We start from the raw sequence: 24,702 nt of genomic DNA, 5'->3' as shown, positions 1-24,702 counted from the left end.
GTTTCTGACGGGAGTTGTCATGTCTAAAGTCTACATTGGTGGCTGTCTGTGTGGTTCGATTCGTTTCGCGGCCAGCAGTCCAAATAATTCCCATACCTGCTCCTGCGATATATGTCGGAAACATACGGGTGCACCGACCGTCGTCTGGATTGAGTTTAATGCAGAAAATGTAACGTGGACGGGTCAAGGCGGAAAACCGACAACCTGGCGCTCTTCTGAGGCGTCAAGTCGGGCATTTTGTCCACAGTGCGGCAGTTCCGTAGGCGCCATTGATGACGCCCCGGTTATTGCACTGTTAGCTGGCGCTTTTGACGATCCTGACGATGAAGACCTGGCGCCGGAATTTCATTCTTTTTCAGATATGCAACCTACATGGTGGCAAAAGAATGTAACTAAGTGAGTTGGTAATGCTTATCTGGAATGTGTTTTGCTGGCACGTTTGTTTCATCGTTCATCTGCAGCAAGTCGATTTCAATCGCATTGCAAATCGCATCCAGCGGCAGGTCATTGTTTTCTGTGCCAAACGGGTCTTCCAGCTCTTCTGCCAGCGTATCGAGCGAAATAAAAGTATAGGAAATCAGCACTGAGATAAACGGCGTCATATAGTGCAGATCTACCACCAACGCGAAAGGTAACATAATGCAAAACAGGTATACCGTTCGATGAAGTATCAGAGTGTAAGCAAATGGCACTGGGGTATTCGCGATCCGCTCGCACCCTGCAAGTACCGCCGACATATCATTTAACCTATTGTTTAAACTATGGAATAATATATCTGACAGCTGACCATTGCGCCGACGTACAGCCAACCATTCCCCCATCAGCAACAGAATGCGGTTTGCAGGCGACTGTGAGGCGAACACGGTCTGTAAATCTGCCTCACTCAGATATTTCGCTAACGGCTCAGCCTGGGGCTGACGGCGTAACGTCATGCGTAAACAGTGGGCAAAGGCGATTTGCAGACGAACAAACTGACCCAGTTCGACGTCGTCCGGCAAGGTGGTTTTTACTTCACGTAGCAGCGATCGGGAAGCAATCATCAACTGCCCCCACAAGTGTCGAGCCTCAACATAACGTGAATAACAGGCGTTATTGCGAAAGCCTAAAAAGATTGCAATCGCCACGCCGAGAATGCTGAACGGCGCCAGGGTAAATTTGATGCCCAGCATCGTATACCACGGCAGCATGATAATAACGGCGATGGAGAGCAGGAAGTTCAGCAGCAGGCGTGAAAAAATTTTAGATAGTACCGACCCATGCCAGACGAATATCAGGCGTAGCCAGTGTTGTTGGGGGCGAACGATCATGGTTATCTTCGAAAAAATGTGAAACTCGTCACATTAAACGCGAACGTGATCAATGTTGCAAGCTCATCGTAACACTATTTAAACATCTTTCCCTCCTGCTGAACGGACGATGCGTTGAAGCGACAGACTGTCACCCTAAAAGCAGAAATCCATAGTATGTTGTAACTAAGATATGCCTGTAAAAAACCCGGCCTGAGCCGGGTCAGCGTATTAGCACAGAGGTTTAACAGCTTCTCGCATGCCGTTTAGCAGAATGCTATCCAGATCGGCAGTCACCTGTTCCACCAATCCAGAAACTTCCGTCAGATCCTGTTCCCAGTGTTCTGTAACGGCCAGCACAGCTTTAACCAAATCTTCAGTGCTTATCTGGCAGTCATGATGCTGGGACCAAAGCTGTTGAAAACGCGTCATCCAGTGCGCATCATCCTGAACCGGGTAAGACTCTCCGTTACGCTCTCCACGGTAGAACGCAATCAACGCGGCAAGCGCAAATGTCAGACGCGCAGGCAGTTTACCGCCAGCCTGTTGCCCCGCCAGTAGTTGCGGCAATATGCGAGTGCGGAATTTAGTCATGCCGTTCAGGGCAATCGACAACAGCTGATGTTTGATATACGGGTTGCAGAATCGACCTGTCACCGCGCTGGCAAAAGACGCCAGCTCATCGCGTGGTAAATCCAGCACTGGAATAATTTCTTCATAGATCGCTTTTTCCACGAAGGCGCGAATCTCCGCGTCATTCATGGCCTCCCCCACGGTATCCAATCCAGCCTGCCAGGCAACGGGAACCAATGCGGTATGTGCGCCGTTGAGAATAGCCACTTTCCGTTCTTTATACGGTTTGATGTCATCAACAATCAGAACATTCAGCGGATATTTATCCAGACGCAGCTCAGCGGCTAATGATTTCGGACCCTGAATAACAAACAGATAGAAGTGTTCAGCGGTGTCCAGAAACGCATCGTGATAACCCAATTCCGCTTCAAGCTTCGCGACTTCGTCACGTGGATAGCCGGTAACAATACGATCCACCAGCGTGGAGCAAAAGGTATTGGCCTGATCCAGCCATTGGATAAATGCTTCCGGTAACGCCCACTCCTGAGCATAGCGCAGGACCAGTTCATGCAGCGCATCACCGTTATAATCAATCAGTTCGCAAGGAATGATTATCCAGCCTTTATCCGATGCGCCATTAAAATGGCTGAAGCGCTCAAACAGCAGTCGGGTAAGTTTGGCCGGATAACTCACCGCAGGCGTATCCTCAAACCTATCACCAGCGTGGTAGCTGATGCCAGCTTCGGTGGTATTAGAGAAAACAAAACGCATATCAGGGTTATGCGCCAGCTTCAGGAACTCATCGTACTCACTATAGACGCTGATCTCGCGATTAACCGAACGAATTAAACGGGCATCGCTCACGGCTTCACCCTTCTCATTCAAACCACGAATGATGGTGGTATAGAGGCCGTCCTGTGTACTCAGTGATGGAGGAAAAGTACTTTCGATAGGTCGGACAATGACCACACCAGAGTTAAGATCGGTATGCTCATTCAGCAGATCGACTTGCCAGTCAACGAAGGCGCGCAGGAAGTTTCCTTCACCAAACTGAATAATGCGTTCAGGATACTGAGCACCGGGGAAATCGCGACGATTTAAAGTTTGCACAATGGGTTCCCTTTTTGATTAGTCATACAACCTGATTGAATTGGTCTAATAGGTTAGCAAACTTTAATACATTGAAACCCTGTTTTGATCAATCCCCAGCCACAAATTAGAGAGTTTTATAAAAAAGTGTGGTCGCGGTCAGCGTCCCGTCAGGCATTTTGGCATAGTCAGGTATTACTCCTGCTTTTTGCCACCCGCACTTGTGGTAGAACAACTCCGCGCCACTGCCTGTCGCCGTATCAAGCACCAGCAACGTTTTGCCCTGTTGACGCGCACAACTTTCCAGCTCATTCATCAGTTCCCGGGCAACGCCGCTCCGCCGTGCAGAGGTATGAACCAGCAGCTTAGCGACATCGGCGCGATGAGGTTGGTTTTCCGGTTGATCGATAATGAGCTGGACGGTACCGACGAGCGTTCCCTGGGCATTCTGGGCGCCAAGAACAAGTCTTTCCCCACGGGCAACGCTTTGCGCGACGTTCATCCAGAAAGGCCGTGATTTCTCACGATCAAAAGGCAGCATAAAGCTGACGGAGGCGCCGTCATTGACGCACTGTTCAAGGACATCGCTGAGCTCGTCGATTCTCGACACAATCTGTGCTGCATTCAGCACGAAGCAGGGTTTGCAGGAAGCCATTTTTTCTCCTTAGATAGACCCCCTTAGCATGTTTTTAACAATTGCATAACACAAGAGGCTGTATCATAGGATTATGTTATCTATGGCTTATTCATTTGGATCACTAACCAGTGATATATAACCGTGACAACGTAACGTTGCTGTTGTTCGTTAAGCGCCACACCCTGAGGAATATCGTGCCATTTTGCCAGACACCCCCGACAACAGGTCGCCGTCGCGTGTTGTGCGATGAATACCGGGTGACCACGCATTGGCGTCTGCTTCCCATCATTAGCGGGAAAAGCGGGAGCCAGTCGTTTGGCAATAAAATCGGCTGCATGTTGTTCAATAACCGGCGCGCCTTTATCCAGACAATACTGCCTTTCTTTCTGGCCGAGGCGAAACCGCGAGCGAAACGTCGATTTCGCCAGCCGGGCAAAAAGAGGGTCGAGCGTATTCATCAGTAAACCGAGCGCCCCATTTGTTGCGTTAGTTGCTCCAGCGCGGCGATACCCGCCAGCGAATTTCCCGCTGGATCCAGTTCCGGGCTCCAGACAGCAATCGCCATCTCGTGTGGAACGATGGCCACGATACCGCCACCCACCCCAGATTTTGCCGGCAGGCCAACCCGCCAGGCAAATTCACCCGCGTTCTGATACATACCGCTGGTCGCCATCAGCGCGTTGATTTGTCGGGCCTGCATCGGCGTAACCACGGGATCCTCAAGATGGAAGGCATGGCCCTGATTCGCCAGAAATACGAAGGTTCGCGCCAGTTCCACACAGCTCATTTTCAATGCGCAGTAGTGAAAATAGTTTTGCAAAACAGTGGTCACGTCATGGTTAAAATTGCCGAACGATTTCATCAACCAGGCGATAGCGGCGTTACGTGCGGAATGTTCAAACTCAGATCGCGCCACCCTCGCATCGTAGGCGATATCCGGGACGCCGCTTAATGCCCGGAGCACTTCCAGCATCCGTTGACGTGGGGCGCTCAGACGCCCTTGCAGCATGTCGCAAACCACCAGCGCCCCGGCGTTAATAAAGGGATTACGCGGGATACCCTGCTCCATTTCCAACTGCACCAGGGAATTAAAAGGATGACCGGATGGATCTTTGCCGACGCGTTGCCAAATCTCCTCTTCCTGATAGTGACGCATCGCCACGACCAGGCTTAAAACCTTCGAAATCGACTGAATAGAAAAGCGTTCTTGCGCATCCCCCGCCTGATAGTGTTGTCCATCGACGGTACAGATGGCGATACCCAGTTTGGAACCGTCGACAGAGGCTAATGCAGGTATATAGTCAGCGACTTTACCCTGACCGATCAGCGGACGAACCTGCTGCACAATGGTCTCTAAAATTGAATTGTCCATGGCCCTGGCCACAACATGCTCCTTGCTCGCAGGTATGAAAGGCCTGCGAGTATAACAGAGCTGAATACGCTGCGTCAGACCATTAGGTATCAGTGTACGAAGAGTCAATGACAGAAAATTTGCAGAAATAAGGCAGGTGCCCCCGACGGAGGCACCCTCACCTTCAGAGGCGGTTTTTCCAGACGGTCTGCACATTACAAAACTCATGCAGGCCAAAATGCGAAAGCTCGCGACCAAAACCACTTTTCTTCACGCCGCCAAACGCTACACGGGCATCGCTGGCGCTGTAACCATTGATGAAGACGCCTCCACACTCCAGACGAGAGGCCATATTCTGGGCCAGCGCGTCATCCGCAGTGAACACCGTGGCGGATAAACCAAAATCACTGTCATTCGCCAGTGCCAGGGCATGTTCCGCATTCCTGGCAACGGTGATCGCCGCAACCGGACCAAACAGCTCCTGACGGAAAGCCGTCATTTCTGGCGTTACGCCGCCCAGTACCGTCACGGCATAGTAATTGCCCTGACCTGCTATTTTTTCGCCCCCAAGGAGTAACTTCGCCCCTTCGGCCAGGGATGCTTCAACCTGCTGATGCAACTCATCACGCAGATCAAATCGCGCCATCGGTCCGAGATCGTTTTCTTCGTTTAACGGATTGCCCATTTTGAGCGCGCTCGCGGCCGCCACAAACCGCGCAGTAAATTCTTCAGCAATCCCTTCTTCGATGATAAAGCGCTTCGCTGCCGCACAAACCTGCCCGGTATTCTGATAACGTCCGGTGACTGCCGCTTTAACGGCCAGATCGAGATCGGCATCATTGAGGACAATAAACGGATCGGAACCACCCAGTTCAAGTACGCATTTTTTCAGCGCCGCACCCGCCTGTGCACCAATCGCCGCACCGGCACGTACGCTACCCGTTACCGTTACCGCTGCGATACGCGGGTCGTTGATCATCTGACTGACTCCGGCGTTATCGGCATTTACCCAACCATAAACACCGGCAGGAACGCCTGCATCAGCAAAAACCTGCGCGATAATCGCAGCACAGCCGGTTACGTTAGGCGCATGCTTTAACAAATAGCCATTACCAGCCAGCAAAATCGGAATGGCGCCACGCAGTACCTGCCACAGCGGGAAATTCCACGGCATGATCGCCAGAATAGTTCCAACAGGACGATACTCAATCACCGCCTGGTTATTTTCTACCAGCGTCGGTTCCGGGTTAAGCATCTCAGGTCCATGTTCAGCGTACCAGTCGCACAACGCGGCTGACTTGGCGACTTCACCCCGAGCCTGTTTAATGGGTTTGCCCATTTCACGTGAAATACACTGCGCCATCTCTTCCGCGCGATTACGCAGGGCCTGGCCGATTTGACGCAGCGTATGCGCACGGTGCGCGACGGTAGTCTGTTTCCATTCACTGTAGGCACTCGCGGCAAGACTCAGTGCCTGAGCAATCTCTTCAGTGCCGGCCCACGGCATCGCCGTTAGTCTTTCACCGCTGGTAGGATCAACCGAAATAGCATGTGTTGCTGCTGTGATAGTCATAGATGCCTCTCTTTATCGCAGGGTATGGTCATATCATGAGCATATTTACTCTTTCTGAAAAATGAATAATATTAACCATACCATTCACGATTAGAGAATATTATGGATCTGACGCAACTGGAAATGTTCAATGCCGTCGCGGAGACCGGCAGCATTACACAGGCCGCCGCGAAGGTGCATCGCGTGCCGTCCAATCTCACTACCCGTATACGCCAACTTGAGGCCGACCTTGGCATCGATCTGTTTATTCGTGAAAACCAGCGTCTGCGGCTTTCGCCCTCCGGGCACAACTTTTTGCGCTACAGCCAACGGATCCTGGCGCTGGTAGAGGAAGCGAGAATGGTCGTCGCCGGGGATGAACCACAGGGCTTGTTTTCACTCGGATCGCTGGAAAGCACCGCCGCGGTACGGATCCCTGCTACGTTGGCTGAATATAACCAACGTTATCCAAAAATTCAGTTTGCCCTGGCGACCGGTCCCTCAGGCACCATGCTGGACGGCGTGCTGGACGGCACGTTGAACGCCGCTTTTGTCGATGGTCCCGTTGCCCACCCCGGACTTGAGGGTATTCCGGTCTATCGTGAAGAGATGATGATTGTCACCCCGCACGGTCACCCTCCCATCCAGCGGGCCAGCGACGTCAACGGCTGCAGTATTTACGCGTTTCGCGCCAACTGTTCCTACCGCCGACATTTTGAAAGCTGGTTTCATGCCGATCGCGCAATGCCGGGTACCATTCATGAAATGGAGTCATACCATGGGATGCTGGCCTGCGTTATTGCCGGTGCGGGTATCGCGCTAATTCCACGTTCGATGCTGGAAAGTATGCCCGGACACCATCAGGTCAACGCCTGGCCGTTGAGCGAAAACTGGCGCTGGCTGAATACGTGGCTGGTCTGGCGAAGAGGTGCGATGACAAGGCAGCTGGAAGCCTTTATTGAGGTATTGAACCCGCAGCTGTAAAAATGAGATCCGCATCACAAAATGATTGTGTTTTCGCCAGAAAACGTTTTAAGATCGATGCCTCTCCTTTTCGCAGTTAACCCGATTTATCGATATGACAACAGACACTGTTTCCCGCAAGGTGGCGTGGCTACGTGTAGTTACGCTTGCCATTGCCGGTTTTATTTTCAATACCACAGAGTTTGTCCCTGTCGGTTTGCTGTCCGACATCGCGCAAAGTTTTAATATGCAGACCGCGCAGGTCGGGATCATGCTGACAATCTACGCCTGGGTTGTTGCCTTAATGTCGCTTCCCTTCATGCTGCTTACCAGCCAGATGGAACGACGCAAGCTCCTGATCTGTCTGTTTGTGGTGTTTATTGCCAGCCATGTGCTCTCTTTCCTGGCATGGAATTTCACCGTGCTGGTGATTAGCCGTATTGGTATCGCCTTTGCACACGCTATTTTCTGGTCCATTACCGCATCGCTGGCAATTCGTCTGGCCCCGGCAGGAAAACGCGCGCAGGCGCTTAGCCTGATTGCTACCGGCACCGCGCTGGCAATGGTGCTGGGTCTGCCTATCGGGCGTATCGTCGGTCAGTATTTTGGCTGGCGCACCACATTCTTTGCCATCGGCATGGGGGCGTTAGTCACCCTGCTCTGCCTGATTAAGTTACTGCCTAAATTACCCAGCGAACACTCCGGTTCACTTAAAAGTTTGCCGGTGTTATTCCACCGTCCGGCGTTGATGAGCCTGTATGTGCTGACGGTGATTGTGGTCACCGCCCACTACACGGCTTATAGCTACATTGAACCGTTTGTACAGACCGTCGCCGGACTGAGCGCCAACTTTGCTACCGTGCTGCTACTGATTCTGGGCGGCGCGGGTATTATTGGTAGTGTGATATTTGGCAAACTGGGTAATCTACATGCTTCCATACTCATCAGTAGCGCCATTGCCCTGCTGACGGTATGCCTGGTGCTCCTATTGCCAGCCGCTGACAGCGAAATGCACCTCGCCATCCTCAGTATTTTCTGGGGCATTGCTATTATGTTGATCGGTCTTGGCATGCAGGTAAAAGTGCTGGCGCTGGCCCCGGATGCCACCGATGTCGCAATGGCACTGTTCTCCGGTATCTTTAATATCGGCATTGGCGCTGGCGCGCTGGTGGGTAATCAGGTGAGTTTACACTGGTCGATGTCAACGATTGGTTATACAGGCGCAGTACCTGCCGTTGTTGCGTTGGTATGGTCGGTGATAATCTTTCGCAAATGGCCGATATCGCTCGAAGAGCAGCCACAGCATTCATAAAAAACGGGCCTGGTATAAGACAATACCGGGCCCGTTTATTTAAGCGTAAGTTTTAATAATTTCCAGCACGCCGTTAATAATAAACTGCACGCCCATACACACCAGCAGGAAGCCCATCAGGCGCGAAATAGCTTCTATACCGCCTTTGCCTACCAAACGCATAATCCCACCGGAACTGCGTAAACAACCCCACAGGATCACGCCGACAACCGCAAAAATTATCGGCGGCGCAACCATAATTACCCAATCAGGAAATTCGGAGCCATGACGTACGGTTGATGCCGAGCTGATAATCATGGCTATCGTACCCGGACCGGCAGTGCTTGGCATTGCCAGCGGTACAAATGCAATATTGGCAGTCGGTTCGTCTTCCAGCTCCTCTGATTTGCTTTTCGCCTCTGGAGACTCATGCGCCTTCTGCTGTGGAAACAACATCCGAAAACCGATAAACGCAACGATTAACCCACCTGCAATACGTAATCCGGGGATCGAAATCCCGAAGGTATTCATCACCAGCTGCCCGGCATAGTACGCCACCATCATGATGGCAAACACATACACAGACGCCATCAGGGACTGACGGTTACGCTCTGCGCTGTTCATATTACCGGCAAGGCCAAGGAACAACGCCACGGTGGTTAACGGGTTTGCCAACGGTAACAGGACTACCAGCCCCAGCCCTATTGCTTTAAACAAGTCCATCATAATGTCATCTTTCCTGTGCGTTAATCGTCAACGGCAAGTATAAGGTGAAAGCCGAGTGATAAGCCATTTTCACGGTGTAAGGATTCATTTTTCGCCCGCACCTATAACCCATAATTATCAGACCGTTAAAATTATATACGTCAGTTGATGAGCCTGCTGATTTAGCAAAACGTGGCATTTGCCGACCCATTCATTTGACTTATATTTGCCTAAGCAATAATATCAGCCGTGACTAACTACTTGCCAGGGCAACCATTGTGAAAAGCACCAGTGATCTGTTTAACGAAATCATCCCACTGGGTCGTTTGATCTATATGGTTAATCAGAAAAAAGATCGTTTGCTAAACGACTATCTGTCACCGCTGGATATCACAGCATCACAGTTCAAAGTGCTCTGCTCCATCCGTTGTGCGGTGTGCATTACCCCTGTCGAATTGAAAAAAGTGCTGTCTGTCGATCTTGGCGCCCTGACGCGGATGCTGGACAGGCTGGCCTGTAAAGGCTGGATAGAAAGGCTTCCGAATCCACATGATAAGCGTGGCGTGCTGGTGAAACTCACCGAGCATGGCGCAGCAATTTGCGAGCAGTGTCACCAATTAGTCGGGCAAGACCTGCACCAGGAACTAACAAAAAACTTAACGGCGGATGAAGTAGCCACGCTTGAGCATTTGCTTAAGAGAATCCTGCCGTAAACAGAAAAGAGGTATGACGATGTCCAGACGCAATACTGACACAATCACTATTCATAGCATTTTGGACTGGATCGAAAATAACCTTGAATCACCGCTCTCGCTGGAAAAAGTGTCTGAGCGTTCAGGTTACTCCAAATGGCACCTGCAACGGATGTTTAAAAAAGAAACCGGTCATTCACTGGGTCAATACATCCGCAGCCGTAAAATGACTGAAATAGCGCAAAAATTAAAAGAAAGTAACGAGCCGATTCTTTATCTGGCGGAGCGTTACGGCTTTGAATCTCAGCAAACGCTGACCAGAACGTTCAAAAACTATTTTGATGTTCCGCCGCATAAATACCGTATGACCAATATGCACGGCGAGTCACGCTACTTGCTTCCGCTCAATCAGTGTAATTGCTAATCGCCAGTTAACGACGTAACCGAGGAAATGATGAAAATTCTGTCTTATGCGATGCTGGCCCTGCTGTTGGTTGTTTCGGGCCAGAGCATGGCGGAACAGACTGCGCAACCCGCCACCCAGAACAGTCGTGACACAATGATTATGCCCCCTGCGCACGATCAGTCCCCGTTCGATTTTAATCATATGGGTGCCGGCAGTGATAAGTCCGACGAATTGGGGGTGCCTTATTACAATACACGCAACCTGTAATTCGTTTTTGCCCCGCCACGGCGGGGCTTTTTATTACCCTCTCACCTGCACTATCTTGCGCAAACGAAAGCCAAATACATTAATATACAGCCCAGCCATAATCAGCAGCGCACCCAGCAGTTGCAAACCCGTGAGCGTTTCATCCAGCAACACAGCTGCACTTGCCAGACCGACAACGGGCACTAACAGCGACAGCGGCGCTACCCGCCAGGTTTCATAACGCCCAAGTAATGAACCCCAGATTCCGTAACCCACAATGGTCGCCACAAACGCCAGATAAACCAGTGACAAAATGGTGATCATATCTATCGCCACCAGGCTCTGCACAATTTGTGTCGGACCATCAAGCAGTGCGGATGCCAAAAAGAACGGGATAATGGGAATTAAAGCGCTCCACACGACCAGGGACATCACAGCCGGACGCGACGTGTGCTGCATTATTTTTTTGTTAAAGATATTGCCGCAGGCCCAGCTTAGCGCCGCCGCCAGCGTCAGCATAAAACCGAGCATGCCGACATGCTGCCCGTTCAGACTAGCTTCAATCAATACCAGTACGCCAAAGACGGCCAGCGCAATCCCTACCAGCTGTTTCCCCTGCAAACGCTCGCCAAAAACGAATGCCCCCAGAATGATGGTGAAAAACGCCTGAGCTTGTAATACCAGCGAAGCTAACCCGGCAGGCATACCGAATTTGATGGCGCTAAAGAGAAACGCGAACTGCCCAAAACTGATGGTCAGGCCATAACCGAGTAACAGCGAAAGCGGGATTTTCGGGCGGGCAATAAAGAATATCGCCGGAAATGCCACCAGTAAAAATCGCAATCCTGCCAGCATCAATGGCGGCATATTGTGCAGGCCAACTTTAATGACGACAAAGTTCAGGCCCCAAACGACAACGACCAGCAACGCTAACAACCCGTCTTTACGTGACATACCACCGCCCTTGCAAATATTAAATTTTTGTAAACAAGTTAAGGTAACGGAAATCATTGTACCGGAACAGATCATTAATTCAGGTAGGCTATTGAGGGCATTTTCCGACAACTTATTGAGTGTACATCACACTTTTACCATACTATTTGTTTCTGATATCTAAAAAAAACATAACAACATGCATTGTCGGGCAGGAAAATGAATATCTCTCTGAGACGGTCCACTCTCGCGTTACTTGCATCATCCTTGTTATTAACCATTGGGCGCGGCGCTACGCTGCCATTCATGACGATTTACCTCAGTCGGCAGTATAACCTGAGCGTCGATCTGATCGGTTATGCGATGACGGTCGCCCTGACTATTGGCGTCGTTTTCAGCCTTGGCTTTGGTATTCTGGCCGACAAGTTCGATAAAAAACGCTACATGCTGCTGGCTATCTGCGGCTTTGCCTCTGGTTTTATTGCGATCCCACTGGTGCATAACGTCGTGGTGGTGGTGCTGCTCTTCGCCCTGATCAACTGCGCCTACTCCGTCTTCGCAACGGTGCTGAAGGCCTGGTTTGCCGATAATCTCTCTGCCACCAACAAAACGAAAATTTTCTCGCTTAACTATACCGTGCTGAACATCGGCTGGACCGTTGGCCCCCCGCTGGGCACCCTGCTGGTGATGCAAAGTATTAACTTACCGTTCTGGCTGGCGGCCGCCTGCTCGGCTTTACCACTGGTGTTTATCCAGACGTGGGTAAAACGTTCAACGGTAGTATCAGAAGGTTCAAACGCCGCGGTTTGGTCACCCTCGGTGCTCCTGCGCGACAGAGCCTTATGTTGGTTTACGTTGTCGGCATTTCTGGCGTCATTTGTTGGCGGCGCATTTGCCTCCTGTATTTCACAATACGTGATGGTAGTCGCCAACGGTGATTTTGCCGAAAAAGTGGTAGCGGTCGTTCTGCCCGTCAATGCCGCCATTGTGGTATCGCTGCAATATGCCCTTGGACGCAGGATCACTGCCGCTAACATTCGACCGCTGATGACAGTAGGCACAATCTTCTTTGTGCTCGGCCTGGTTGGTTTCATGTTTTCCGGCAATAGCTTATGGTTCTGGGGTATTTCTGCGGCCCTTTTCACGATCGGTGAAGTCATTTACGCCCCGGGCGAATATATGCTGATCGATAACATAGCCCCGGCCGGCATGAAAGCCAGCTATTTTTCCGCCCAGTCGCTGGGCTGGCTTGGTGCCGCGGTAAACCCATTGGTCAGCGGCGTCATTTTGACCACATTACCGCCATGGTCGCTGTTTGTAGCGCTGATCGTGGCGATTGTCCTTGCCTGGGCGTTAATGATAAAGGGTATGCGCGCCAAACCCTGGGATCAGACGGCGGTCTGCTGATTGTTATCGCGACAGATCCATAGTGGTTCTGTCGCTTATCTCAAATGGCCACCAGCCCTCGTACTCCCTCGGATTCCATATTCTCGCCGGAACCGCTTTGAATAATACTTCCGCGCGACATAAGCAGGTATTTGTCAGCCAGCTGCTGCGCAAAATCATAGAACTGTTCCACCAGCAAAATGGCCATATCACCCCGATGCGCCAGGTGAGAAATAACCTGACCAATCTCTTTAATTACTGACGGCTGGATCCCCTCGGTGGGCTCATCAAGGATCAACAACTGCGGCCGACTGGCCAGCGCCCGTCCAATAGCCAGTTGTTGTTGTTGTCCACCGGACAAATCTCCGCCCCGTCGATACTTCATCTCCTGTAGCACTGGAAATAGCGCGTAAATATCATCTGGCACTCGCCGGGCGTCCTGTGCTGAAAATCGGGAAAGGCCCAGCAGCAAGTTCTCTTCCACTGTCAGACGCGGAAAAATATCGCGTCCCTGCGGCACGTACGCTACACCGGCTCTGACCCGTTGATGTGGCTTCCAGTACGTGACATCTTTCTCCTGCCACAGCACGCTTCCACTACGGGCAGGGATAAGCCCCATCAGGCATTTTAAGAGCGTTGTTTTACCCACGCCGTTACGCCCCAGCAGACACGTCACCTCACCGATACGCGCTTCAAAGCTCACGCCACGCAGAATATGGCTGCCGCCATAATATTGATTCAGTTCATTTACCTGCAGCATCAGCCCTCCTTACCGTCCAAGATAAACTTCAATAACCTGCTCATTGGCCTGCACATCGCGCAGGCTCCCTTCAGCCAGCACTCGCCCTTGATGCAATACCGTAACGTGGTCAGCAATTGTCTCGACAAATCCCATATCATGCTCAACCACCATCAGCGAGTGCTTCCCGGCAAGCTGGCGAAACAGTTCCGCGGTGTATTCCGTCTCCGCATCCGTCATCCCCGCCGCCGGCTCATCCAGCAGTAGCAAATGCGGCTCCTGGACCAGCAACATGCCGATCTCAAGAAACTGCTTTTGCCCGTGCGAAAGCAGCCCGGCACGGCGTTCGCGATCGTTTCCCAGGCGCAACAGCACCAGCATTTCATCGATGCGGTCCCGCTGTTCACCCGAAAGGCGCGCCCGTAAAGACCCCCAAACGGATTTATCGTTTTTCAGTGCCAGCTCCAGATTCTCCACCACTGTTAATGCTTCAAATACCGTGGGCTTCTGAAATTTTCGTCCAATCCCCTGACGCGCAATGGCGATAGAATCAAACGCCATTAAATCAATCGACTGATCGTAAATCGCGCGGCCGCTTTGCGGTCTGGTTTTGCCGGTAATGACATCCATCAACGTCGTTTTTCCGGCACCATTAGGACCAATAATGCAGCGCAGTTCCCCTACGCCAATATCAAGTGTGAGATCCGTTAGCGCCTGAAACCCATCGAAGTTCACGTTGATTTTTTCCAGCTGCAATACCGGGTCGGTTTGATTGCGAAATCTGTCCCCTGGCAACTGGCGGGTAAAAAGACCTTCATCTGGCTGCATTATTTGTCTCCTTTGCGAAACAGACCAATCACGCCACGGGGTAAAAACAGCGTAACGCCAATAAAAATCAGGCCAAGAAACAGTTGCCAGTATTCAGGCATGATTACCGTAAACAGACTTTTAGCGCCGTTCACCAACACAGCGCCAAAAACCGGGCCAATCAGGGTTCCGCGACCACCGAGGGCGACCCAAATCGCCGCTTCAATCGAGTTGGTCGGTGACATTTCGCTGGGGTTAATGATGCCCACCTGCGGAACATACAGCGCACCAGCCAGCCCGCACAGCACAGCGGAAAGCGTCCATACCAGCAGCTTGAAGCCTTTCGGATCATAGCCACAGAACATCAGCCGATTCTCGGCATCGCGCACGGCAGTCAGGATACGACCAAACTTACTGCGCGCCAGCGCCAGTCCCAGCCATAACGCCAGCACCAGTAGCATCACCGTCGCCAGAAACAGCGCGATACGGGTTGAGGTCGCGGTCACGGGGAATCCCAGAATAGTGGTAAATCCGGTGAAACCGTTATTTCCACCAAACCCGGTTTCGTTACGGAAAAACAGCAACATGCCAGCGAAAGTCAGGGCCTGAGTCATGATGGAGAAATAGACGCCCTTGATTTTTGAGCGAAAGGCAAACCAGCCAAACACCAGAGCCAGCAGGCCGGGTACCAGCACAACCAGCAGCATGGCCCAGATAAAGTGTTGCGTTCCCCACCAAAACCAGGGCAGTTCGGTCCACGACAGAAACGACATAAAAGCCGGTAGTCCTTCGCCGGAGGCCTGACGCATCAGGTACATCCCCATCGCATATCCCCCCAGCGCAAAGAAAATGCCATGACCCAGTGAGAGCATTCCGGCATAGCCCCACACCAGATCCAGTGCGACCGCTACAATGGCATAGCACAGGATTTTCCCAGCCAACGTTAGTGTCCAGACGGAGATTGCCAGCGGATGATCCACCGGGAGCAGCGCCAGAAATGGCAGAATAATGAGCGCCAGCAGCAAAAACAGCCCCAGGATGCGCGTCACGCGCGGCGCTTTTCGTGCCAGCGTTAATGTCATTGGCATAGTCATTAGTCAATAACCCTCCCTTTCAATGCGAAAAGTCCCTGAGGTCGTTTCTGGATAAACAGAATGATCAGCACCAGGATCATAATTTTGCCGAGAACAGCCCCCATCTGAGGCTCAAGAATTTTATTGAAGATCCCGAGACCAAACGCCGCTGCCACACTCCCAGCGAGTTGTCCAACGCCGCCAAGCACCACCACCAGAAACGAATCAATAATGTAACTTTGCCCCAGTTCTGGCCCCACGTTACCCAACTGCGACAGCGCCACGCCACCCAGCCCGGCAATCCCTGAACCCAGCCCAAAGGCCAGCATATCGACTCGCCCGGTGGGCACGCCGCAGCAAGCCGCCATATTGCGGTTTTGCGTCACCGCGCGCACGCGCAGCCCAAGACGGGTCTTATTCAGCAATAACCAGGTGAAGAACAGCACCAGCATGGCAAAGCCAAGCACCACAATTCGGTTCCACGGCAAAATCAGATTGGCATAGACCTGAATCCCCCCGGAAAGCCATGTCGGATTGGCGACCTCGAGATTTTGTGCACCAAAGGTCATTCGCACCAACTGGATCAGCATCAGGCTGATCCCCCATGTAGCCAGTAGTGTTTCAAGCGGACGGCCATATAAATGGCGGATCACACCGCGCTCCAGCAGCATTCCTACTGCCGCGGTAAGTAAAAAGGCGACCGGAAGCGCAATGACCGGGTACCAGGCTAACCATTGCGGAAGAAACTGCCCCATCAGCTGTTGCACCATCCAGGTACAGTAAGCGCCGAGCATCAACATCTCGCCATGCGCCATATTGATGACACCCAGCAGCCCGTAAGTAATCGCCAGCCCTAACGCCGCCAGCAGCAAAATAGATCCCAGAGACAGCCCCATAAAGGCTTGCCCAAGAAGATCGCCAACCTTCATGCGGTGTGCGATGGAATTCAGACTTTCGTCGGCGGCAGCGCGAACGCGGGCATCAGGCTCATGTTCTGCGCGGGTGAAGGGTTGTAATTTCGCCTGGGTTTCAGGGTCGTTTGACGCCCCCAGCTGTTCAATTGCCTGCCGCCTGACCTCGGGCGAGGTGCTGGTCAGTCGCAGGTTAGCCAGAGCAATAACCAGGGCAGATTTCACATTAGCATCCGGTTCCTGCGCCAGTCGTTGCTGCAAAAATGACAGCATGCCAGGCTGAGCCTCACGCTGTAATATCCTGGCTGCGGTGCTCCTTTCCGTGACACTGTCACTTAAAAGTTGATGAACGGCCAACGTTCCGGCAACCAGATTGCGCAGCCGGTTAGTCAGCCGGACTTTTTTTAGCTCACCGTCAGGACCTGTTGCCCTCCCCAACGGTTGTGCTTGCGCCCCATCCATGACAAACGCATTTTTCGCGCTATCGGTCAGCAGATTTTCATCTCGCAGCGCCTTAAGCACGGGTAAACGCTTAAGGTCAGGATTTGTCGCCCACTGTTCAAGTAAGACAGCCTGCTGCGTCCGGTTGGCAGCGGTAAAAGTATCGGCATCTGATGCCTGCGCTATCCACGGCAAAAACCACGTCAGCAACATCACACCACGAATAAAGCGCATGGCTTTCATGAGCATTCTCCCAAGCGTTGCCCTCCCGCAGGAGGGCATAAGATCAGTTGCTGGCGGTTTTCACGGGTTGTTCAGATTTTTTATCATTGCCGGCGATATACGGGCTCCACGGCTGGGCACGGACCGGCTCATCGGTTTGCCACACCACATTAAACTGACCGTTGCCTTCAATCTCGCCAATCATGACGGGTTTATGCAGGTGATGGTTGGTGGCATCCATCGTGAGGGTAAAGCCAGATGGCGCGGCGAATGATTGCCCAGCCATTGCAGCACGGACTTTATCCACATCGGTAGTTCCGGCTTTTTCTACTGCCTGTGCCCACATATGTAGACCAACCCAGGTGGCTTCCATTGGGTCGTTTGTCACAACCGAATCCGCATTCGGTAATTTGTGCGCTTTGGCATACGCCCGGTAATCCGCGACAAACTTCTTGTTAGCCGCATTATCGACAGACTCAAAGTAGTTCCAGGCGGCAAGGTTGCCTACCAACGGTTTCGTATCAATACCGCGTAATTCTTCCTCGCCTACGGAGAAGGCCACTACCGGAACATCGGTGGCTTTCAGACCCTGGTTCGCTAACTCTTTATAGAATGGAACGTTAGAATCACCGTTGATGGTTGAGACCACCGCCGTTTTTCCCCCTGCGGCGAATTTTTTGATACTGGCGACAATGGTCTGATAATCACTGTGTCCGAACGGGGTGTACACCTCTTCGATGTCTTTATCGGCAACGCCTTTCGAATGCAAAAAGGCACGGAGAATTTTGTTAGTCGTGCGCGGATAAACATAATCAGTCCCCAGCAGGAAGAAGCGTTTCGCACCACCGCCATCCTCACTCATCAGATACTCAACCGCCGGAATCGCCTGCTGATTAGGTGCCGCGCCGGTATAGAAGACGTTAGGCGACATTTCCTCGCCTTCATACTGCACCGGATAAAACAGCAAACCATTTAACTCCTCGAATACCGGTAACACCGATTTACGCGAAACCGATGTCCAGCACCCAAACACCGCCGCCACTTTGTCCTGACTCAGCAACTGTCGGGCTTTTTCAGCAAATAAGGGCCAGTTCGAGGCCGGATCAACCACAACCGGCTCCAGCTTTTTGCCCAACACGCCGCCCTGCGCATTGATTTCGTCAATAGTCATCAACGCCACATCTTTCAACGGCGTTTCGGAAATCGCCATCGTTCCGGATAACGAATGCATGATGCCCACTTTAATAGTGTCAGCCGCCTGGACGCTAAAACTCATGCCCATTGCCATAACGGAGGCCGATAACGCAAAAGCTTTTAAAAATGTACGACGCTGCATAGTTTCACTCCTGAAATTAGATTCGCTGAAAGCTCCGGTGCAGCCGGGCAGACAAAACGGTGCAAATTAAGGGGATTCAGAAGTAATAAGGCAAAAACGATGCCAGATATTAAAACATCATATAAAATCAAGGCATTAGAATCGTATAACTCAGTAACTGGATGAAAACATTTCATCAAGAAGGGGGATCGCCAGGAAAATTGAACCACCATGAGACAGCGTTGCATTATAAACGTGCAACAATTTGCGTCGGGTTCGCATAGCAATGACTGTGGAAATCAGCATAAAATCGTGGTTAATTTGCGCAAGGATAAGCGCGCCTTGTCACTATTATTTATTTCCCCCGACGAAATCGCGTCAATTTTTTACATTTCAGACGAAATAATCACACAGTTCAGCCTTTGTTTAAGTTGCAATTGCTACTATAGTCATAAGCGAGGTGAACTTAAGGTAAGAGAGGAAACTCACAGATAAAGGAGCATTTACTATGCTGGGTAATATGAATATTTTTATGGCTGTTCTGGGAATTATTTTATTTTCCGGTTTCCTGGCCGCGTATTTTAGCCACAGATGGGATGATTGATGAACGGCGATAGTCCTGAACCGAACCGGCCCCTTGTCGCGTCACTGCACAAGGGGCCATTTTTTTACCTGCATCGCCTTTCCGGCACCTTTTCCCTGGCCACAGATAAAAAAAACCGCCGGATAAACCAGCGGTAAATGCTTGCATGGATAGATTTGTGTTTTGCTTTATACGCTATCTGGCAATTCCCTGCGAAGATAGCGGATAGTCTGCTAACCTAGCATCGGCAACCCCAATGAAAGCTAAACGAAACGCAACTAACATAAAACGGCTTAGATGAATTTCACGCGCTGAGGTGGAACGAAGGCCCATCACTGGCGTTAACCAGCGTGATCTGCTCGCGTTCATCCATAAACATACAGCGATTCCTGCCGCTCTGTTTTCCCTGGTACATCGCTCTGTCTGCCCGTCCAAGAGCGGTATCTAATTTTTCATCCCGCTGAGCTCTGGTGATACCGGCCGTTACGGTGATGGCGATCTCTCCATCTGCGTAGGGGATTTTTTGCTGGCCTACAAGCTGACACAATCGCAACCCTGCCTGGCGGGCCTGCTCGTCAGTTTTGGTTCGGATGATGATAATAAATTCTTCGCCACCGTAGCGGTACGCAACTTCATCATATCGCGTCCATGCCAAAAAATTTGCTGCCAGAGCGCGTAATACCACGTCCCCCACAAGATGACCATACGTATCATTAACGTGTTTAAAACGGTCGATATCCAGTAGCAATATATAAAGATTAAGCGGCCCGGCATCGATTAACTGTTGGTCAAAAGACTCATCGAGCATTCTTCTGCCAGGTAAGCCTGTTAATATGTCGATATTACTGCGGATACTCAGCAAATATATTTTATAGCCCATCACAGCAGACGTAAATGCCAGTAACGCATTCTCGAATTTGGTGAAATGCCATGGATAACTACGTTTCTCCAGTATTGCCGATAGCAAATCCTTCCCTGATAAATGCATTTTTTCGTGAACATTATTTATCTTATTCACATAGCTACAATCATCTTCATTGCGCAGCGATTGATTATTAAGCCACTGTCCAAACTGACAAACGAAATGCGCGTTGTCACCCATGATATCCGGTTGCGTAGCATTCGAGGTTACTGCGCAACGGAACATATTCACCAGCCATTTATAGTGGGCATCAATGGACTTGTTTAACTCGATCAAAATTGCATCTATTTCCGTAGTATTTCTCATCATCACGATCTTCCTCCCTGTTCGAACGTTTCTGATGCAATCATCTTAACGACAAAAAAGAAAACTTATGTAAATTTTTTATTTTGAGAATAAGCCTTATCAGTTTCAGTAATGAACATAAGATAAGACCGGGCATCACGCCCGGCTCTGCGCAAGATCTAAAAATGCTTACGCGCTCAAACCACGATGTGCCAGCATCGGCTCCATGCGGGGATCGCGCCCGCTCCACTTGCGATAAAGCTCAGCTAAATCAGTGCTATTCCCGCGGGACAAAATCGCTTCGCGGAATTTCTGTCCGTTTTCGCGGGTTAATCCGCCCTGCTCTACAAACCACTGATAACCGTCATCGGCCAGCATTTGCGTCCATAAATAGGCGTAATAACCCGCGGCATAGCCACCGCCAAAAATATGGGCAAAATAACTGCTGCGATAACGAGGCGGCACGGCCTGAAGATCCAGATCTTCTGCCGCCAGCGCCTGCTGCTCGAATTGATCAACCGAAGAAGATGACGCGCTCATCTCCAGACTGTGCCAACGCATGTCCAACAATGCGGCACTGAGCAGTTCGGTCATATCGTAGCCTTTATTAAACAGGCTGGCCCGCTGCATTTTATCCCGCAACGCCTGCGGCATTGGCTCTCCGGTTTCGACATGACGGGCAAATCGGGCAAAAACCTGCGGATGGCTCGCCCAGTGTTCGTTAATCTGCGAAGGAAACTCGACAAAATCACGCGGTGTGTTAGTCCCTGAAAGCGTGGCATAACGCTGAATGGCAAACAGACCGTGTAACGTGTGGCCAAATTCATGGAACAACGTAATGACATCATCCCACAACAGTAACGCGGGCTTACCCGTTGCGGGTTTTTGATAATTACAGACATTGTAAATAACCGGTCGGGTTTCGTTCAGCTCCGATTGCTCAACAAAATTGCCCATCCATGCCCCGCCGCTTTTTGATTCACGGGCGAAGAAATCACCGTAAAACAACGCTAGTCCTACGCCATCGTGGTCGAAAATTTCCCATACCCGCACGTCCGGGTGATAAACCGGAATGTCGAATCGCTCAACGAATTTGATACCAAAGAGCTGATTGGCCGTCCAGAAAACACCCTCGTTCAACACCGTATCCAGAGCAAAGTAAGGTTTAAGCTGTGCCTCATCAAGGGCGTATTTCTCACGGCGGACCTGCTCAGCATAAAATGCCCAGTCCCAGGCCCTGACACTAAACCCTCCCTGCTCTTGATCGATGACTTTCTGGATTTCTGCCTGTTCATCCAACGCACGCTGGCGCGCGGCCGGAACGATCGCCCGCATAAACGAAAGTGCCGCTTCAGGCGTTTTAGCCATCTGGTCGGCGGTTTTCCAGGCCGCATAATTGGCAAAACCGAGTAATTTCGCCTGTTGCATGCGGATGTCGACCAGACGCTGAATAATAGCCTGGGTATCGTTATCGTCATCGTGTTCAGCCCGCGTCCACGCCTGGGTAAACAGTTCTTCACGGATCTGTCGATTGCGTAACACGGCAAGCGCCGGTTGTTGAGTGGTATTCACTAACGGAATAACCCAACGTGATTCGAGCCCCTTTTCTTTTGCAGCCTCAGCGGCAACGGCAAGTTCTTCTGCGCTAAGCCCGTCAAGCCGCCGGACATCATCCACCACCAAAGCACCGGACTTGTTCGCCGCCAGCAGACGCTGATTAAACTGACTGGTCAGCGTGGCTGACTCGGTATTGAGCGCTTTGAGTCGTGCTTTGTCGGCCTCATTCAGACGGGCGCCTGCCAGTACAAAACGCTGGTAAATGACCTCCACCAGGCGCAATGATTCGCTATCCAAACCTAATGTATGACGTCGTTGCCAGACAGCCTCGACGCGGGCGAAAAGCGCACTATCAAGGTAGATATCATTGGCAAGCCCCGCCAGTTCTGCTGAGAACGCTTCGTCAAGGCGCTGTAGTTCATCGTTGGTGTGCGCCGACGTCATCGCGAAGAAAACGCTGGTTACGCGCGTGAGTAATGCGCCACTTTGTTCAAGTGCCAGGAGAGTATTGGCAAAATCAGGATCCTGAGGATTGTGTACAATCGCCTCGATCTCTGCGCGTTTTTGCCGCACGCCCTCATCAAACGCCGGACGATAATGCTGCACGTCAATCTGATCAAACTGCGGCGCCTGATACGGCAATGTGCTGTGGTGTAAAAAAGGATTCGTTAACGACATCTTTCACTCCTGAAAACGATTTGTTTACCAGAGTAGACTTCCCGGGAATCGACCGCAATCCTGTTAACCAGGAATAGCTCTGAACAGAAATGACGTGCTATGGTAGTACTACATAAAAAGCGTTGAGGAACAGTGAGATGATCGTTTTAGTAACCGGAGCAACCGCAGGTTTTGGTGAGTGCATTACGCGTCGTTTTATTGAGAATGGGCATAAAGTTATTGCCACCGGACGCCGTCAGGAGCGCCTGCAGGAACTTAAAGATGAGCTGGGTGACCGACTCTATATCGCGCAACTGGACGTACGTAATCGCGCATCGATTGAAGAGATGCTGGCGTCCTTACCTGCTGAATGGCGCGATATTGATGTTCTGGTCAACAACGCGGGTCTGGCGCTGGGCCTCGAGCCTGCCCACAAGGCCAGCATTGAAGACTGGGAAAACATGATCGATACCAACAACAAAGGCCTGGTTTATATGACCCGTGCCGTGCTGCCTGGTATGGTTGAGCGCAATCGCGGACATATTATCAATATCGGCTCTACCGCCGGTAGCTGGCCATACGCCGGCGGTAACGTTTATGGCGCGACCAAAGCGTTTGTCCGTCAGTTTAGTCTCAACTTGCGTACTGACTTACACGGGACAGCGATTCGTGTTACCGACATTGAACCAGGTCTGGTTGGCGGTACGGAATTCTCTAACGTGCGTTTCAAAGGCGATGATGCCAAGGCTGAAAAAGCTTACGAAAATACCACTGCGTTGACCCCGCAAGATGTTACAGAAGCGGTATGGTGGGTGGCTTCGTTACCTGCTCATGTCAACATTAACACCCTTGAAATGATGCCGGTCACGCAGTCTTTTGCCGGGCTGAGTGTCCATCGGAGCTAATTTCCCTGCCCGGCCTTGCGCCGGGTATAGATAGCCTGAAATAAGTGATAAAATATCTGGGTTAACTCTCTAAAAAGTAAGAATGAATGACCGTAGAAACGCAGCTCAACCCTACACAGCCTGTAAATCAGCAGATTTACCGTATTCTTCGTCGCGATATCGTGCATTGTCTGATTGCGCCTGGTACGCCGCTGTCGGAGAAAGAGGTTTCCGTACGCTTCAATGTTTCACGCCAGCCGGTACGAGAGGCATTCATCAAACTGGCAGAGAACGGTCTGATTCAGATCCGTCCGCAGCGTGGCAGCTACGTGAACAAAATTTCGTTGTCGCAGGTGCAAAACGGTTGTTTTGTTCGCCAGGCAATTGAATGTGCCGTGGTCCGCCGCGCCGCCACCCTGATCACCGATAAACAGTGCTATCAGCTCGAACAGAATCTGCATCAGCAGCGCATTGCGATTGACCGAAAACAAATTGATGATTTCTTCCAGCTTGACGATGAGTTTCATCAGAAACTGGCTTTAATCGCCGAGTGCCAGCTCGCCTGGGACACCGTCGAGAATATTAAAGCCACCATTGACCGCGTTCGCTATATGAGCCTGGATCATATTTCCCCTCCTGAAATGCTGCTTCGCCAGCATCACGATATCTTTGCCGCACTTGAAAAACATGATGGTGACGGCGTCGAGCGCGCAATGATGCTGCACCTTCAGGAGATCGGTGAGTCTGTGCAGCTTATTCGCCAGGAAAATAGCGACTGGTTCAGCGAAGATTAATTTTACGCTCACCTCTCTGCGGGGTGAGTTGTCCTGCGTTTACCCTCTCCTGCACATCTCTCTAAAAAAAGCTGTGATTTTGATCGAAAACAAAAAAAATCCTTAGCGAGAAGCGTATTTATATTGCGCCCGTTACGTGGGACCAGAGGCCCACGGGCTTTGACGGTGAGTTGGAAAGGAGAAAACACCATGAAAACATACGATCGTAACCGCAACGCAATCACCACTGGCAGCCGCGTCATGATTAGCGGCACCGGACTCACAGGCCGCATTACAGCGATAGACACCGATGGCCTGACCGCTGAGCAAATTCGCCGTGGCAAAACAGTGGCAATCGAAGGGTGTGAAGGTAAATATACCCCTATCGAGTTGATTCGTTTGGGCATGAACTAATTGGTGTGA

26 protein-coding genes are annotated in these 24,702 nt (G+C 51.2%); 11 read left to right on the top strand and 15 right to left on the bottom strand.

All coding sequences use genetic code 11. The annotated features are described in order from the left end of the window. Positions 1-19 precede the first annotated feature (19 nt). Positions 20-400, top strand: coding sequence for a GFA family protein (locus FDX04_RS05905; protein WP_042308414.1), 381 nt, complete (start codon positions 20-22; stop codon positions 398-400). On the opposite strand, the gene FDX04_RS05900 is transcribed toward FDX04_RS05905, so the two are convergent. From FDX04_RS05900 to sad, 6 genes are all read right to left on the bottom strand, one after another. Then, positions 393-1,307 carry a bestrophin family protein gene (locus FDX04_RS05900; RefSeq protein WP_079224232.1) on the bottom strand — a complete coding sequence of 305 codons (915 nt, stop codon included), beginning with the start codon at positions 1,305-1,307 and terminating at the stop codon, positions 393-395. The genes FDX04_RS05905 and FDX04_RS05900 overlap by 8 nt on opposite strands. 210 nt (positions 1,308-1,517) lie before the next feature. Beyond that, positions 1,518-2,969, bottom strand: a complete 1,452-nt coding sequence (locus FDX04_RS05895; RefSeq protein ID WP_137370602.1) for a tagaturonate reductase — start codon at positions 2,967-2,969, stop codon at positions 1,518-1,520. Positions 2,970-3,075: 106 nt separating this feature from the next. Then, on the bottom strand, positions 3,076-3,603 hold the full coding sequence (locus tag FDX04_RS05890) for a GNAT family N-acetyltransferase (RefSeq protein WP_137370601.1): 528 nt from the start codon (positions 3,601-3,603) through the stop codon (positions 3,076-3,078). An 80-nt stretch (positions 3,604-3,683) separates the two neighbouring features. After that, positions 3,684-4,043 (bottom strand): DUF4186 domain-containing protein, encoded by a 360-nt coding sequence (locus FDX04_RS05885; RefSeq protein WP_038640562.1) that lies wholly within the window; start codon positions 4,041-4,043, stop codon positions 3,684-3,686. Beyond that, complete coding sequence (gene glsB / locus FDX04_RS05880) at positions 4,043-4,969, bottom strand: glutaminase B (RefSeq protein ID WP_137370600.1); 927 nt, start codon at positions 4,967-4,969, stop codon at positions 4,043-4,045. Before glsB ends, FDX04_RS05885 begins: the two co-directional genes overlap by 1 nt. A 151-nt stretch (positions 4,970-5,120) precedes the next feature. Then, positions 5,121-6,509, bottom strand: a complete 1,389-nt coding sequence (gene sad / locus FDX04_RS05875; RefSeq protein WP_137370599.1) for a succinate-semialdehyde dehydrogenase — start codon at positions 6,507-6,509, stop codon at positions 5,121-5,123. A 102-nt stretch (positions 6,510-6,611) separates the two neighbouring features. On the opposite strand from sad, the gene FDX04_RS05870 reads away from it, so the two are divergent. Together FDX04_RS05870 and FDX04_RS05865 are read left to right on the top strand one after the other, a co-directional pair. After that, positions 6,612-7,472, top strand: a complete 861-nt coding sequence (locus FDX04_RS05870; RefSeq protein ID WP_137370598.1) for a LysR family transcriptional regulator — start codon at positions 6,612-6,614, stop codon at positions 7,470-7,472. 94 nt (positions 7,473-7,566) lie between these two features. Beyond that, on the top strand, positions 7,567-8,763 hold the full coding sequence (locus FDX04_RS05865) for a sugar transporter (protein ID WP_042308442.1): 1,197 nt from the start codon (positions 7,567-7,569) through the stop codon (positions 8,761-8,763). A 39-nt stretch (positions 8,764-8,802) separates the two neighbouring features. Here FDX04_RS05865 and FDX04_RS05860 read toward each other — a convergent pair whose 3' ends face one another. Next, positions 8,803-9,468, bottom strand: coding sequence for a MarC family NAAT transporter (locus tag FDX04_RS05860; RefSeq protein ID WP_061381352.1), 666 nt, complete (start codon positions 9,466-9,468; stop codon positions 8,803-8,805). 257 nt (positions 9,469-9,725) lie between these two features. On the opposite strand from FDX04_RS05860, the gene marR reads away from it, so the two are divergent. The 3 genes from marR to marB are packed head-to-tail and all read left to right on the top strand — an operon-like array spanning position 9,726 to position 10,812. After that, a complete protein-coding gene (marR, locus tag FDX04_RS05855) occupies positions 9,726-10,160 on the top strand; it encodes a multiple antibiotic resistance transcriptional regulator MarR (protein WP_042308445.1) in 435 nt (144 codons plus the stop codon). A 19-nt stretch (positions 10,161-10,179) separates the two neighbouring features. After that, positions 10,180-10,563, top strand: a complete 384-nt coding sequence (gene marA, locus FDX04_RS05850; RefSeq protein ID WP_003032424.1) for an MDR efflux pump AcrAB transcriptional activator MarA — start codon at positions 10,180-10,182, stop codon at positions 10,561-10,563. Between the two features lie 30 nt (positions 10,564-10,593). Then, positions 10,594-10,812: a multiple antibiotic resistance protein MarB gene (gene marB, locus FDX04_RS05845; RefSeq protein WP_137370605.1), complete on the top strand. Its 219-nt coding sequence runs from the start codon at positions 10,594-10,596 to the stop codon at positions 10,810-10,812. Positions 10,813-10,845: 33 nt separating this feature from the next. Here the strand turns inward: marB and eamA are convergent, their stop codons facing one another. After that, positions 10,846-11,745, bottom strand: a complete 900-nt coding sequence (gene eamA, locus FDX04_RS05840; RefSeq protein WP_137370597.1) for an O-acetylserine/cysteine exporter — start codon at positions 11,743-11,745, stop codon at positions 10,846-10,848. Positions 11,746-11,943: 198 nt separating this feature from the next. On the opposite strand from eamA, the gene ydeE reads away from it, so the two are divergent. Then, positions 11,944-13,131, top strand: a complete 1,188-nt coding sequence (gene ydeE / locus FDX04_RS05835; protein WP_042308451.1) for an efflux MFS transporter YdeE — start codon at positions 11,944-11,946, stop codon at positions 13,129-13,131. Between the two features lie 40 nt (positions 13,132-13,171). On the opposite strand, the gene urtE is transcribed toward ydeE, so the two are convergent. Genes urtE through urtA form a run of 5 tightly spaced genes read right to left on the bottom strand, consistent with a single transcriptional unit; the run spans position 13,172 to position 18,639 of the window. Further along, entirely contained in the window at positions 13,172-13,870 is a 699-nt protein-coding gene (gene urtE / locus FDX04_RS05830; protein WP_137370596.1) for an urea ABC transporter ATP-binding subunit UrtE, read from the bottom strand. 9 nt (positions 13,871-13,879) lie between these two features. Then, positions 13,880-14,677 (bottom strand): urea ABC transporter ATP-binding protein UrtD, encoded by a 798-nt coding sequence (gene urtD, locus FDX04_RS05825; RefSeq protein ID WP_137370595.1) that lies wholly within the window; start codon positions 14,675-14,677, stop codon positions 13,880-13,882. After that, a complete protein-coding gene (urtC, locus tag FDX04_RS05820) occupies positions 14,677-15,750 on the bottom strand; it encodes an urea ABC transporter permease subunit UrtC (RefSeq protein ID WP_061381356.1) in 1,074 nt (357 codons plus the stop codon). Before urtC ends, urtD begins: the two co-directional genes overlap by 1 nt. Continuing rightward, positions 15,750-17,324, bottom strand: coding sequence for an urea ABC transporter permease subunit UrtB (gene urtB, locus FDX04_RS05815; protein WP_137370594.1), 1,575 nt, complete (start codon positions 17,322-17,324; stop codon positions 15,750-15,752). Before urtB ends, urtC begins: the two co-directional genes overlap by 1 nt. A 43-nt stretch (positions 17,325-17,367) precedes the next feature. Beyond that, positions 17,368-18,639, bottom strand: a complete 1,272-nt coding sequence (urtA, locus tag FDX04_RS05810) for an urea ABC transporter substrate-binding protein (RefSeq protein WP_137365534.1) — start codon at positions 18,637-18,639, stop codon at positions 17,368-17,370. A gap of 487 nt (positions 18,640-19,126) precedes the next feature. On the opposite strand from urtA, the gene mgtS reads away from it, so the two are divergent. After that, entirely contained in the window at positions 19,127-19,222 is a 96-nt protein-coding gene (mgtS, locus tag FDX04_RS05805) for a protein MgtS (RefSeq protein ID WP_003032406.1), read from the top strand. 283 nt (positions 19,223-19,505) lie between these two features. Here the strand turns inward: mgtS and FDX04_RS05795 are convergent, their stop codons facing one another. Next, positions 19,506-20,432: a diguanylate cyclase gene (locus tag FDX04_RS05795; protein ID WP_137370593.1), complete on the bottom strand. Its 927-nt coding sequence runs from the start codon at positions 20,430-20,432 to the stop codon at positions 19,506-19,508. Between the two features lie 165 nt (positions 20,433-20,597). Further along, positions 20,598-22,643 carry a peptidyl-dipeptidase Dcp gene (gene dcp / locus FDX04_RS05790; RefSeq protein WP_137370592.1) on the bottom strand — a complete coding sequence of 682 codons (2,046 nt, stop codon included), beginning with the start codon at positions 22,641-22,643 and terminating at the stop codon, positions 20,598-20,600. Between the two features lie 137 nt (positions 22,644-22,780). On the opposite strand from dcp, the gene ydfG reads away from it, so the two are divergent. The 3 genes from ydfG (at position 22,781) to ydfZ (ending at position 24,693) form a co-directional block, all read left to right on the top strand. Continuing rightward, positions 22,781-23,527, top strand: coding sequence for a bifunctional NADP-dependent 3-hydroxy acid dehydrogenase/3-hydroxypropionate dehydrogenase YdfG (ydfG, locus tag FDX04_RS05785; protein WP_042308469.1), 747 nt, complete (start codon positions 22,781-22,783; stop codon positions 23,525-23,527). 86 nt (positions 23,528-23,613) lie between these two features. After that, complete coding sequence (locus tag FDX04_RS05780) at positions 23,614-24,300, top strand: GntR family transcriptional regulator (RefSeq protein WP_137370591.1); 687 nt, start codon at positions 23,614-23,616, stop codon at positions 24,298-24,300. Between the two features lie 189 nt (positions 24,301-24,489). Continuing rightward, positions 24,490-24,693 carry a putative selenium delivery protein YdfZ gene (ydfZ, locus tag FDX04_RS05775; RefSeq protein ID WP_042308473.1) on the top strand — a complete coding sequence of 68 codons (204 nt, stop codon included), beginning with the start codon at positions 24,490-24,492 and terminating at the stop codon, positions 24,691-24,693. Positions 24,694-24,702: the final 9 nt, after the last annotated feature.

It is taken from the genome of Citrobacter sp. wls615 (assembly GCF_005281355.1).
Lineage (GTDB): Bacteria > Pseudomonadota > Gammaproteobacteria > Enterobacterales > Enterobacteriaceae > Citrobacter > Citrobacter werkmanii.
Note: the sequence above shows the minus strand (reverse complement) of the source record. Positions and strands in the feature narration are given on the sequence as shown.